Origin of the sequence: Herbaspirillum huttiense, from assembly GCF_004367745.1 — a bacterium.
GTDB lineage: Bacteria > Pseudomonadota > Gammaproteobacteria > Burkholderiales > Burkholderiaceae_D > Herbaspirillum > Herbaspirillum huttiense.
Window position 1 is genome coordinate 703,427 of the sequence record NZ_CP037993.1, and the last position, 12,894, is coordinate 716,320.

Below are 12,894 nucleotides of genomic sequence, written 5' to 3' on the forward strand. Positions count from 1 at the left end.
GCCGGCCCGCTTGCCCGTCGACGAAAGCACCCGCCTGGCGGCGCTGCAGGGCTATTGCGTGCTCGACACGCTGCCTGACAAATCTTGTGACCAGATCACCGAACTGGCCCGCACGCTGTTCGGCGTGGAGATCGCGCTGGTGTCGCTGGTGGATGAAGAGCGCCAGTGGTTCAAGTCGCGTGCCGGACTGCCGGCGCATGAGACGCCGCGCTCGATGTCCTTCTGTGCCCACGCCATCCTGTCCCGCAGTGGTCTGGTGGTGCTCGATACCCGTCGGGATCCGCGCTTTCGCGACAATCCGCTGGTGACCGGTGCGCCGCACATCCGCTTCTATGCGGGCGCGCCGCTGGTGTCGCCGCAGGGGCATGCGCTGGGCACGCTGTGCCTGATCGATCATCGTCCGCGCCAGTATTTCAGTCCGAGCGACCAGGACCGCCTGGGTCAGCTCGCGGCCATGGTCATGGAGCGGCTGGAACAGCTGCGCAACCGCGGGTATACCGACCATGTGACAAGTTTGCCCAATCGCGCCCGCTTGATGGAAGTGCTGCGCGCACGGGCGCATGTACAGGGCGTTGGCGGCGCCCCTTGTGCAGCGCTCGGGATCGATGTCTGTTCACGTGAATATCTGTTCGATATGGTCAAGGCGCTCGGCTGGGATTATGCCGAGTCCTTCCTGGTGCAGGTCAGCCGTGCGCTGTGCGAGGCGCTGGACGGCCAGCCCGTGTATCGGGTCACGACCACCACCTTCGTCTTTCTTCACGACGGCAGCGCGGCAGAGCGGCAGGAACATATCGCCAACGTGCGTCAGCAGTTCGTGCAGTCACTGGAGATCCACGGCATTCCGCACCAGCTCGACATCGCCATCGGGGTGCTGCCGGCGGTGGACGAGATCGCCGGCAGCGACGTGGTGCGTGCGCTGCTGACGGTGATCGATGTGAGTCGTAAAGAAGGCGTATGCCCGCGCCAGTTCGAATCGGTGCATGCGGAAAACCAGCGCAATGCCTTCTGGCTGCTCTCGGCCTTGCCGATGGCCTTCACGGCCGCCGATGAACTGAGCCTGCATTACCAGCCCAAGGTGCGCCTGCGCGACGGCAGCTGCGTCGGGGTGGAGGCGCTGATCCGCTGGCAGCACCCGGTGCTGGGGCATATTTCTCCTGCGGTGTTCATCGCGCTGGCGGAGAAGACGGCGCAGATTCGCCAGATCACGGCCTGGGTGGTGCGCCATGCGGTGGCACAGGCGGCGCAATGGCATGCGCGCGGACTGGTGGTGCCGGTTGCGATCAATACTTCGGCGCGCGATTTCGAGTCCGACGAGCTCTTGCGCCTGCTGGCATCGCAACTGAAACAGCATGCGGTGCCGCCGGGCCTGATCGAGATCGAATTCACCGAGAGCGCCATGGCCAGCAATCCCGAGGTGGTGCGCCAGCGCGTGCAGGCCATTCGTGAACTGGGCGTGCAGGTCGCGATCGATGATTTCGGCAGCGGCTTCAGCAACCTGTCCTACCTCAAGAGCATTCCGGCCGACATCATGAAGATCGACCGCTCCTTCATCCGCAGCCTGGCCGAGGATGAGGCCGACCAGGTGATCGTGCCGTCCATCATCCATCTGGCACATCAGCTGGGGTTCAGCGTGGTGGCCGAAGGCGTGGAGAGCGAGCGCACCGCGAAGATCCTGCATCACCTGGGCTGTGATTTCGCGCAGGGTTACGCGATTGCGCGGCCGATGCCGGCGGAGGAACTGGAAGAATGGCTGGGGATGGTGCAATGAGCAGCGCCTGGGGCCGGGACTTGTGTGCTGACGCCCGCGCGCTGCTCGGGGGATTACTGCCGGTTCGCTTCCAGCAGTTGCAGCGACAGGATGTCGGTGGCAAGCGCGGCCAGTTCTTCCAGGGCCTGACGTTCGTGGGCGCGCAGGATGCGTGGTTCGGTATCGATCACGCACAGCGAGCCAAACGCGCGTCCCTGGTACATCAGGCGGATGCCGGCATAGAAGCGGATGTAGGGCGCACCGGTGACCATGGGATTGTTGACGAAGCGCGCGTCCTTCGTGGCGTCGGAGACGGTGAAGATGTCTTCCTGCATCACGGCGTAATTGCAGAAGGCCCACGAGCGCGGCGTGGACGTGATGTTCAGGCCATGTGCTGCCCGGAAGATCTGCAGCTCCGTGGTCAGGAAGGTGACCAGGGCAATGGGTACGTCCAGCAGTTCGCTGGCGAGCCATGTCAGGCGATGAAAGCGGGCCTCGGAATGTGTGTCTTCCATTGTCTGTTCAACAAAGCGCGCACGTTCTGGCTCGTTCGGGCTGACCGGATAAGGAACCTCGATCTGTGGCCCAGCGTGACCGGCAGTGGGCTCGGGTTGTTTCACTTCACGATGGCCGAGCAGGGTCATGACCGAACTCAGCCGGGTACGCCGATGGCCGCCTGGGGTTTTCCAAGAGGCCAGCATGCCGCTTTCCATCCACATCTGGGCGGTCGTGATCGATACCCCCAGCAGACGGGCCGCTTCTCTCGAAGTCATCGCCGGGTCGCCAGGAGGCATCTCCTTGTCATCAGATGGTACTGCTCGACCCATTTGATTGATCCTTGTAAAAGTATAGCTGTGCAGGTGTAGGATTTGTATATTTCACATATTTAATATTTTTTCGCATGGCAGAAATGCAACGAATCATAGATTCTTTAGTATTTTTCACTTTCTGTGGGATCTGCTGTGTGCAAAATATGAAATAAACAGAGATTCATACTGTAGTCAGAGGAGCTTACGTGTTCCTTGTGGTGGCGACATTCTCGCATGGCGGGAATGTGTTGCGCCGCGTCATCTTGGGTGACGTCATGCCAAGCGGGCATTGTAGTGCCCCTTGCGAAAAGATGTCGGACAAGCGCCAGCCTTCTGTCAGGAAGCTGACCTGCGTCAAGCCTTGGGGGGCTGGCAGGACGGTTGGGCAGGGAGCGGTGGCAAAGCGTTGGAAAGAGACGGGAAGGATCATGGGCAAGCAAAACGGGGTAGCCCCGGCTTCTCATCGGATGAAAATGAATGTGGGCGACCAGACCTACGTGATTGAAAGCCGCGCGCTGGGCGGGCTTCACGAGCATCGGCTCTATGCCTATCGGGTGTGGTGCGACGGCGAACTGGTGAAGGATTGGACCGAAGGCAACATGGCTGACTTTTTCGGCCAGTTGCCCACGGCTGACAAGTCATAGAACGCAACTGCTCCGGCACACCTTCGGTGCCGGAACGCTGTCCCGCCTTCTCATCCCCCCGAGAAGGTGTTAGCCCTGCTCCGCAAGGAGCGGGGCTTTTTTTTGCCTGTGCGCGCCGCAGCGAAGAATGACGTATGAGTGAATCTCATTGATCGATGAGATAAAATCATTTTTATTCATGGATGCAGCGACATAAAATCCAGCCTGAACATTGACCGCAGCGAGTCTGCTGCGCACGCCGCCTTCATCATTGACGCGTGCCTTGCAGATTCGATTTCCGCAAAGGGGCGCAGACACATCATGAGCAACGACTTCTCATTTGCCATCAAGAGCATCTGTTTCGACGAGGACTATCGTCCCGGCGACAACACGCGCATTACGACCAACTTCGCCAACCTGGCGCGGGGCGCGCAGCGTCGGGAGAACCTGCGCAATACCTTCCGCATGATCAACAACCGCTTCAATGCGCTGGCGCACTGGGACAATCCCAAGGCCGACCGCTACGCAGTGGAGCTGGACATCATCTCCGTGGAAATGGGGATGGCGGGACAGGACACTGCACAGGCGCTGCCGCTGATCGAGGTGCTCAAGACCAACATCGTGGATCACCACACGGGTGGGCGCATCGAGGGCATCGTTGGCAACAATTTTTCTTCCTATGTGCGCGATTACGATTTCAGCGTGGTGCTGCTGGAGCACACGAAGCAGCAGTCCGCCTTCAGCGTCCCCGATCATTTCGGCGAACTGCATGGCAACCTGTTCAAGCGCTTCGTCGCTTCTCCCGCCTACCGCCAGCACTTCAGCAAGCCACCGGTGATCTGCCTCAGCGTGGCCAGCAGCAAGACCTATGAGCGCACGGAGAACCTGCATCCGGTGCTGGGTGTGGAGTACCTGCAAAACGAAAGCTCGCTGACCGACGCCTACTTCGCCAAGATGGGCCTGACGGTGCGCTACTTCATGCCCCCCGACAGCGCCGCGCCGCTGGCCTTCTACTTCAGCGGCGACCTGCTGCGTGACTACACGAACCTGGAACTGATCGGCACCATCAGCACGATGGAGACCTTCCAGAAGATCTATCGCCCCGAGATCTACAACGCCAATTCCGCGGCCGGCAAGACTTACCGGCCCAGCCTGCAGCATGAGGACTATTCCGTCACACGCATCGTCTATGACCGCGAGGAGCGCAGCCGTCTGGCGGTCCAGCAGGGCCGCTTCGCCGAAGAACATTTCATCAAGCCGTATCGCGCCGTACTCGAACAATGGTCGCGTGCCGGCGCTCATTGAACTCTCCACCTGCAAGGTTCTCCACCGTGAAAAAATTATTGCCCACCTCCACCGCCGGCAGCCTGCCGAAACCCGTCTGGCTGGCCGAGCCCGAGAAACTCTGGTCGCCCTGGAAACTGCAGGGCGATGAACTGCAGGAAGCCAAGCGCGATGCGCTGCGCCTGTCGCTGCAGGAGCAGCAGCATGCCGGCATCGACATCGTCAGTGATGGCGAGCAGACGCGCCAGCATTTCGTGACCACCTTCATCGAGCATCTCGACGGCGTGGATTTTGCAAAGCGCGAGACGGTACGCATCCGCAATCGCTATGACGCCAGCGTGCCCACGGTGGTGGGGGCGGTATCGCGCCAGAAGCCGGTGTTCGTGGAAGATGCGCGCTTCCTGCGCAGCCAGACCGAACAGCCGATCAAGTGGGCGCTGCCCGGCCCCATGACGATGATCGACACGCTCTACGACAATCACTACAAGAGCCGCGAGAAACTGGCCTGGGAATTCGCCACGATCCTCAACCAGGAAGCGCGCGAGCTGGAGGCGGCGGGGGTGGACATCATCCAGTTCGATGAACCGGCCTTCAATGTCTTCTTCGATGAGGTCAACGACTGGGGCGTAGCTGCGCTGGAGCGTGCCATCGAAGGACTCAAGTGCGAGACTGCCGTGCACATCTGCTATGGCTACGGGATCAAGGCCAATACCGACTGGAAGAAGACGCTGGGGTCGGAGTGGCGGCAGTATGAGGAGACCTTCCCCAAGCTGCAGGCTTCCAACATCGACATCGTCTCGCTGGAATGCCACAACGCGCGCGTGCCGATGGACCTGATTGAACTGATTCGCGGCAAGAAGGTGATGGTCGGTGCCATCGATGTGGCCAGTCACGCGATCGAGACGCCGGAGGAAGTGGCGGCGACATTGCGCCGGGCTTTGCAGTTCGTGGCGGCGGACAAGCTGTATCCGAGTACCAATTGCGGGATGGCACCCTTGCCGCGTGAAGTGGCGCGCGGCAAGCTCAGTGCGTTGAGGGCTGGGGCGGAGATGGTGCGCAGGGAGTTGGATGCTTGAAATTTGCGCGAGCAGATCAATGTACTGGTGATGCTGCCAATTCTTCGGTCACGCGTTTATTCAAGGCACCGCCAGCCTGGTAGTTTTCGGTAATCAACTTGACGTGAGTTTTGAGTTCGGGAACATACCAGAACGCGTCGTACATTCTGCCGCTGGCCGACTGTTGCGTGCTGGCGTTTCGGCTGGCGGAAATGGCCACTGAACCAGCCTGGCTGCTGGTGACGGTGGAAGTGGCGACGGCGGCAGTCGGATTGAATTCCTTGCTCCATTCGCCTTCCATTTCCACTTTGATTGCATGGTAGGTACCAGCCGGTACTTTGATATCGACCCAGCCCAAGACCGTGTAATTTTTGGTGATGTGCTGCACCTTCGTGCGTGCATCAGGGTTGGCGGTATCGTATTCCACTTTCCAGGTCTTGCCCGGTTTGAGCGGGAAATCATAGGGACGATTGGTAACGGTATTCTTGCCATTGATGTTTTGCACCACGGCCCAGTCGGCATTGCGCAACAATTCCTTGGGTGGCAGATTGGAGTCTTCCGCCTTGGCGGAAATGACCATGGTCTTGCTGCCGGAGCGGACAATGGCGACGTCCCATTTCTTGGTGGTAGAGCCGAGTATGCCTGCCGTGTTTTGTTCTTCGGTGGCTTGATAGACCCAGGCATCACCCTCCTGCAACGATGGCGCATCGGCAGTTTGGGCGTAACTGGCACTGGCGCACAGCAGAGATGCGCTGGCAGCAAAATAGCCGATGATGGGACGGGTTTTTATCATCGAGTATCCTCGTGAGGTCGTTGTTGTTGTTGTTGTTGTTGTTGTGCAATTGTTGTCGCGCAGATGTATGCGGTCAATGCATTGATAGTGCTGTGATGGCAAAACAGCTGCAGCGATCATACGGCCTCTGGCTTTCAAATCACTGACTGATCATTCTCATTCGGATCGGTGCATTGACCACTCCTTGAGAGAGGCAGATGGGGGCCTGGCTGCAATCGATTTTCCATATGAAAAGGCCACCGAATGGTGGCCTTTTCAAAAGCGTCGACGCTTTGGTGATGGTAGTTTTATTTCAGTCCCGAGGAGTCCGATCGATTCGAATGGGCTCGCCAGATTTCATTGTTGCTTGTCACCGTCTTACCAGCTGGTCTCCCTCTCCGCCGTAGAAGAAATCTTGTGAATGGCCAAATCCGCCCCTTCAAATTCCTGCTCCGGATCCAGCCGTATCCCCACTGCCTTCTTCAGCAAGCCATAGACGATCCATCCGCCCGCTGCCGCAATGGCGATTCCCATGATGCTGCCGATGAGCTGCGACATGAACGACACGCCACCGCGTCCGCCCAGCGCCTGCAAGCCGAAGATGCCCGCCGCCAGTCCGCCCCACAGTCCGCACAAGCCATGCAGCGGCCACACGCCCAGCACATCGTCGATCTTCCACTTGTTCTGGGTGCGGGTGAACATCCACACGAAAATCGCCCCCGCAATGCCGCCGGTAACCAGTGCACCCAGCGGATGCATCAGGTCCGAGCCGGCGCACACCGCCACCAGGCCGGCCAGCGGGCCGTTGTAGGCGAAGCCGGGATCGTTGCGGCCCATCAGCAGCGCCACCAGCGTGCCGCCGGCCATGGCCATGAGCGAATTCATGGCGACCAGGCCATTCATCTTGTCCAAGGTCTGCGCGCTCATCACGTTGAAGCCGAACCATCCCACCGTCAGAATCCACGCACCCAAGGCCAGGAAAGGAATGTTGGAGGGCGGATGCGCCGCCACCGCGCCTTCCTTGCTGTAGCGGCCACGGCGTGCGCCCAGCAGCAGGACCGCCGGCAGCGCGATCCAGCCACCCACCGCGTGGACCACGATGGAGCCGGCGAAGTCATGGAACTCGGCGCCGAAGGTGGCCGCCAGCCAGGCTTGCACGCCCAGGTGCTGGTTCCACGCGATGCCCTCGAAGAAGGGATAGACCAGTCCCACCAGCACCGCCGTGGCGATCAGCTGCGGATTGAATTTGGAACGCTCGGCAATGCCGCCCGAGATGATCGCCGGGATGGCCGCCGCGAAGGTCAGCAAGAAGAAGAATTTCACCAGCTCGAAACCGCTGCGCTCGGCCAGCGTTTCGGCACCGGCAAAGAAGCTCACGCCGTAAGCCACGTAATAGCCGATGAAGAAATAGACGATGGTCGACACCGCAAAGTCGGCCAGGATCTTCACCAGGGCATTGACCTGGTTCTTCTTGCGCACCGTCCCCAGTTCCAGGAAGGCAAAGCCGGCATGCATGGCCAGGATCATGATCGCCCCCAGCAAAATGAAGAGGGCGTCTGCGCCGTTTTTGTGATCGTCCACCAGAAAATCTCCCAAAAAGTGTGCAAGGAAATGCTTGAAAGCCACGACTAAAGCAATTTCCGTTCCATTTTGGTGATTATTTTGCAGTTGGCTGATTTTAAAGAACTTTTCAGGTGCATCAGCCTATATCCATTCTTTTGGCCGCACGAAGAGTGTGCAAGACGAGGCGCGCCTTCAAAGGCCGGCTGCATTTTGGTGCGCAGAGCTGCCGGGCTTCAGAATGCTCCCTGAGAGCCGAGTCAGTGCGATGACACGAACAGCGCCGACGGTTCCGGATCGGGCAGCGCATACGCATCCTTCATCCGCGCCACCTCTTGCGTCGGCGGCAGGTCGAACAGGCGTTTGAATTCGCGGCTGAACTGGGATGCACTCTCGTAGCCGACGCGTGCGCTGGCTTCGGCCACCGTCAGGCCATTGCGCAGCATCAGCAGTCGCGCCTGATGCAGGCGCGTCGATTTCAGGTATTGCATCGGCGAGGTAGCGGTGACCGCCTTGAAATGCGCATGGAAGGAAGGCGGACTCATTCCGGCCTCGTGCGCGAGCTGCTCCACATCCAGTTTGTCCGCGTAGGCGGCATGGATCTTCCTGATGGCCCTGGCGACTTTTCCATACTGCCCGTCAGTGCGCAGTGCGGCGCGCATGGAGGCACCTTGCCGGCCCGTGAGTACCCGCAGGTAGATCTCCTTCACCAGTGAACGGCCCAGGATCCTGGCTTCCATCGGCACCCGCATCGCTTCCAGAAAACGCAGCACGGAGGCGGACATGCTGGCATCCATCCGGGTCGCGAACATGGTCTGCGGATGGGCGGAGAGGTCGGCATCGTCCATCTGCACCAGCACTTCAGCCAGCAGCTGAAAATCCAGCCGGAAATAGATCGCCAGCAAAGGCGTCTTCTCTGTGGCGTCGGTTTCCATCGTGAACGGGACGGGTACCGAAACAGCCAGGTAGTGACGGGCATCATAGAGATAGGTTTGCCCGCCGAGGAATCCACGCTTGCGTCCCTGCACGACCACCACGATGCCCGGCTCATAGAGGACCGGCGTTTCACTCAATGCACGGTTGGACCTGAGGAAGCGCACATCCGGCAGCAGCGACAGGTTGTAGCCCTCGTCAGGGGCGAGCTCGGTGAGCAGCTGCACCATGCGCTGGTGCGCATTCGATTTTTTCTGCGCGGATTTCTTCGTGCTTGCCGACATGGGCAATCTCATAGTTTTAGGCAAACACCACATGCTAACCGACATGGTGGATTTGTGGAGTCCTGCCTATGATGGCACCCATCGTCCTCTGCGTCGGGAAGCTGCTTCGGCCTCCGGGAGAGGCCACCATCAAGGAGCTAAAAGGATTCCCATGAAAAATTGCAAGACATTGCATTTCCTGATTACGGGCGTGAGCTCGGGCTTTGGCCGGGCGCTGGCGGATGCTGCCCTGCAGGCTGGCCATTCAGTAACAGGCACAGTACGCAGCCAAGCCGCCAAAGAGCAATTCGAGCAGCTTGATCCCGCACGGGCGACGGCCATCGTTCTCGATGTGACCGATTTCCCCGCCATTGCTGCGGTGGCCGAACACCTGGCTCCGGTGGATGTGCTGATCAACAACGCCGGCTATGGACATGAAGGCGCGCTCGAAGAATCCTCGCTTGAAGAGATGCGGCACCAGTTCGATGTCAACGTGTTTGGTGCCGTGGCCATGATGAAGGCCGTGCTGCCCACCATGCGCGCAAGACGCAGCGGCCACATCATCAACATCACCTCCATGGGGGGATTCATCACCATGCCGGGTATCGCCTATTACTGCGGCAGCAAGTTCGCCCTGGAAGGCATTTCCGAGACCCTGGCCAAGGAAGTGGCGGCGTTCGGCATCAAGGTCACCGCCGTGGCGCCCGGTTCCTTCCGTACCGACTGGGCAGGGCGTTCCATGGTGCGCTCGCCCCGCAGCATTGCGGATTACGATGCCGTGATCGATCCGATCCGTGCGGCACGCCAGGCCAAGAGCGGACACCAGCTCGGCGACCCGGCCAAGGCGGCGCAGGTGATCCTCGACATTGCCGGCGATGCCAACGCGCCGGTCCATCTCCTGCTGGGCAGCGATGCCGTCAAGCTGGTGCGCGAAAAGCTGGCGCGGATGGGCGAGGAAATCGACGCATGGGAAACGATCTCGGCATCAACGGATTTCCGGTGAACGATCTTGCGTGAGAGTCCGATGTCGTTGAGATAGTGTGATGCCTGGATCGATCCCGACACTATCCATCGGGAAGAGGCGAGATCATGCGGCCCTAGGGCCGCATTTTTTACGAGAAGAGCGCTGCATGTTTCTGCGGTCAGGACTGGTCAGCAGGGTTTCATCGGACGGTCATATTCGGTTGCTAGATTGCAAGCCCCCGTGTCTTCGTCACTCTTTCCCTCACCCTCACAGGAGTCGCCATGCCAGACCGCAACCCGCCAGCCGACCACAGCCGCCGCCGCTTCCTGCGCGACAGCGCAGTCACGACGATTGCCGCCACTACCACCTTGGCCGCACCGGCCGCCTTTTCCGCTGCCCCCGCCATCGTCACTTCCGAGCGCCTGCGCCCGCAATTCCCCGGCGGCATCATGAGCGGCGATGTCACCCGCGACAGCGCCATGATCTGGGCGCGCGCCGACCGCAATGCGCGCATGCTGGTCGAGTATTCCACCCGCGAGGATTTCAGCAACCCGGTGCGCATCGCCGGTCCCACCGCACTGGCGCGTGAGGACTACACTGCCCGCGTCGACCTGCGCGGCCTGCCGGCCGGTCAGCGTCTCTACTACCGCGTGCGCTTCCAGGACCTGGTGCATGAGTCCGCCCTGAGCGAACCGCTGACCGGCAGCCTCATGCTGCCCGCCACCACGCCTGCCCAGGCGCGCGACATCACCTTCGCCTTCTCGGGCGACGAAGCCGGCCAGGGCTGGGGCATCAACGAACAGTGGGGCGGTTATCGCGTATATGAAAGCATGCGCCGCTTCCGTCCGGATTTCTTCATCCACTCGGGCGACCAGATCTATGCCGATGGTCCCATCCAGGCCGAAGTGAAGCTGGAGGACGGAACGCTGTGGCGCAACGTGGTGACCGAAGCCAAATCCAAGGTCGCGCAGACGCTGGACGACTATCGCGGCAACTTCGCCTACAACATGCTGGACGCCAACAAGCGCCGCTTCGCCGCCGAGGTGCCCTTCCTGGTGCAGTGGGATGACCACGAAGTCCGCAACAACTGGTATCCCGGCCAGGTGATCGGTGCCGCCGAAAAGCGCTACGACGAACGCAACATCGACGTGCTCGCCGCCCGCGCGCGCCAGGCCATGTTCGAACACAATCCCTTCCGCATCGACAGCGCCGATCCTTTCCGCATCTACCGCGCCTTCAACCACGGTCCGCTGCTGGACGTGTTCATGCTGGACGAGCGCAGCTATCGCGGCCGCAATTCTCCCAACCGCCAGAAGGGCGGCCACGACGCCGATTTCCTCGGCCCCGAGCAGATGCGCTGGATCAAGCAGGCGCTGCTGCGTTCGCGCTCGACCTGGAAGCTCATCGCCAGCGACATGCCGATCTCCATCGTGGTGCCGGACCTGAACCCGGATGTGCCCCAAGGCACCTTCGAGGCCTGGGCCAATGCCGACAACGGCAAGCCCTCCGGGCGCGAACTGGAAGTAGCCGAACTGCTGCGCTTCATCAAGCAGCACGACATCAAGAACGTGGTGTGGGTGACCGCCGATGTGCACTACGCATCAGCCACGCACTACGCGCCCGAGCGTGCGCAGTTCACCGACTTCAAGCCCTTCTGGGAATTCGTCGGCGGCCCCATCAATGCGGGGACCTTCGGGCCGGGCGAGATCGATCGCACCTTTGGTCCGGATGTGCGTTTCGTCAGCATCCCGGCGGACATGAAGCAGAACCGTTCGCCGGTCGAGCTGCTGCAATTCTTCGGCATCGGCAAGATCGACGCCAGGAGCAAGACCCTCACCGTCACGCTGCACAACACCGACGGCAAGGAAATCTACAAGGTGGAATTGCCGCCCGAGGCCTGATCGCGTGCGGAGCGAATCGGACCGGACTCAGCCCGGTCCGGCAAGCTTGCGCGAGATGTTCGCGCAGGCTTGCAGCAGCGGTGTCACATACGCCTGCTGCGCATCGGGCAGGCGGCGATAGAGCGGAATGCTCACGCTCACGCAGGCCACCGGCACGCCATCGGCACCGACGATGGCAGCACCGTAACAAAAAATCTGCGCTTCGTTTTCTTCACGATCTTCGGCGTAGCCGCGCGTGTGGGTCTCTTCGACATCGGCGCGCAGCGCCTCCAGCGTGGTGTGTGTGTTGGATGTGAAGGCTTCCAGATGCAGCGTGCGCATCAGGCGTTCGCGCTGCGCTTGCGCCAGCCCGGCCAGATAGGCTTTCCCCACCGAACTCGAATACAAGGTCACGCGCGTGCCGATGCGCGAATCCATGCGCACGGCTTGCGGACTTTCCAGTTTCTCGATGTAGACCATGCTGTGATCGCTGGGCACGGCCAGGTGTACCGTCTCGCGCGTGATGTCGCGCAGCTGGCGCAGCGACTCGATGGCCGTGGTGCGGATGTCACTGCGGTCCCAGGCGCGGCTGGCCAGATGGATGAGACGTGGCCCGACTTCATACTGCTTGCTGCGCGGGTTTTCCACCACCATGCCCTCGGCCATCAGCGCGCCCAGGATGCGATACACCGTCGGACGCGGATAGCCCGACAGCGCCGCCAGTTGCGCAATGGAGAGCGGCGCTTCCTGATCGGCGATCAGCTGCAGCACCGCCATGAACTTGGAGAAGGCGGCAGTGCCCGCGATCTTGTTGTCGTCAGCTTGTTTGTCGTGGTCGGGCATGAGCGCGGGATCGTGGGGCAGGAGTGGATCAAGGACAGGGGCAGGATTGCGTACAAGATTCAGTACGGAAATCCGTACAGAATTCTGTACCGAATTCGCGCCAGATTATAGCCGAGCCCATATGCAAAAAATCCCGCGCCGTCTGGAGCCGGCGCGGGCAA

General features: G+C 60.8%; 11 protein-coding genes. 6 read left to right on the forward strand and 5 right to left on the reverse strand.

What is annotated here, in order from left to right:
• Window positions 1-10 precede the first annotated feature (10 nt).
• Complete coding sequence (locus E2K99_RS03205) at window positions 11-1,768, forward strand: putative bifunctional diguanylate cyclase/phosphodiesterase (RefSeq protein ID WP_240733843.1); 1,758 nt, start codon at window positions 11-13, stop codon at window positions 1,766-1,768.
• Between the two features lie 53 nt (window positions 1,769-1,821).
• Here E2K99_RS03205 and E2K99_RS03210 read toward each other — a convergent pair whose 3' ends face one another.
• Window positions 1,822-2,520, reverse strand: coding sequence for a GAF domain-containing protein (locus tag E2K99_RS03210; protein WP_409025222.1), 699 nt, complete (start codon window positions 2,518-2,520; stop codon window positions 1,822-1,824).
• A 242-nt stretch (window positions 2,521-2,762) separates the two neighbouring features.
• On the opposite strand from E2K99_RS03210, the gene E2K99_RS25790 reads away from it, so the two are divergent.
• From E2K99_RS25790 to E2K99_RS03225, 3 genes are all read left to right on the forward strand, one after another.
• Entirely contained in the window at window positions 2,763-3,200 is a 438-nt protein-coding gene (locus tag E2K99_RS25790) for a hypothetical protein (protein WP_240733844.1), read from the forward strand.
• Window positions 3,201-3,500: 300 nt separating this feature from the next.
• Window positions 3,501-4,484: a DUF1852 domain-containing protein gene (locus E2K99_RS03220; protein WP_134221331.1), complete on the forward strand. Its 984-nt coding sequence runs from the start codon at window positions 3,501-3,503 to the stop codon at window positions 4,482-4,484.
• A 26-nt stretch (window positions 4,485-4,510) separates the two neighbouring features.
• A complete protein-coding gene (locus E2K99_RS03225) occupies window positions 4,511-5,539 on the forward strand; it encodes a methionine synthase (protein WP_134221332.1) in 1,029 nt (342 codons plus the stop codon).
• 16 nt (window positions 5,540-5,555) lie between these two features.
• Here E2K99_RS03225 and E2K99_RS03230 read toward each other — a convergent pair whose 3' ends face one another.
• The 3 genes from E2K99_RS03230 to E2K99_RS03240 all read right to left on the reverse strand — a co-directional run bounded on the left by E2K99_RS03230 (window position 5,556) and on the right by E2K99_RS03240 (window position 9,013).
• Entirely contained in the window at window positions 5,556-6,311 is a 756-nt protein-coding gene (locus E2K99_RS03230) for a hypothetical protein (protein WP_134221333.1), read from the reverse strand.
• Window positions 6,312-6,668: 357 nt separating this feature from the next.
• The gene (locus tag E2K99_RS03235) at window positions 6,669-7,871 is read right to left on the reverse strand and encodes an ammonium transporter (RefSeq protein ID WP_039789938.1); all 1,203 of its coding nucleotides are present in this window, start codon (window positions 7,869-7,871) and stop codon (window positions 6,669-6,671) included.
• Between the two features lie 239 nt (window positions 7,872-8,110).
• On the reverse strand, window positions 8,111-9,013 hold the full coding sequence (locus E2K99_RS03240) for an AraC family transcriptional regulator (protein WP_039789553.1): 903 nt from the start codon (window positions 9,011-9,013) through the stop codon (window positions 8,111-8,113).
• A gap of 205 nt (window positions 9,014-9,218) precedes the next feature.
• On the opposite strand from E2K99_RS03240, the gene E2K99_RS03245 reads away from it, so the two are divergent.
• Together E2K99_RS03245 and E2K99_RS03250 are read left to right on the forward strand one after the other, a co-directional pair.
• Window positions 9,219-10,049 carry an oxidoreductase gene (locus E2K99_RS03245; protein WP_134221334.1) on the forward strand — a complete coding sequence of 277 codons (831 nt, stop codon included), beginning with the start codon at window positions 9,219-9,221 and terminating at the stop codon, window positions 10,047-10,049.
• A 242-nt stretch (window positions 10,050-10,291) separates the two neighbouring features.
• Window positions 10,292-11,911 (forward strand): alkaline phosphatase D family protein, encoded by a 1,620-nt coding sequence (locus E2K99_RS03250; protein WP_134221335.1) that lies wholly within the window; start codon window positions 10,292-10,294, stop codon window positions 11,909-11,911.
• A 27-nt stretch (window positions 11,912-11,938) separates the two neighbouring features.
• On the opposite strand, the gene E2K99_RS03255 is transcribed toward E2K99_RS03250, so the two are convergent.
• On the reverse strand, window positions 11,939-12,733 hold the full coding sequence (locus tag E2K99_RS03255; protein WP_034340063.1) for an IclR family transcriptional regulator: 795 nt from the start codon (window positions 12,731-12,733) through the stop codon (window positions 11,939-11,941).
• Window positions 12,734-12,894 lie beyond the last annotated feature (161 nt).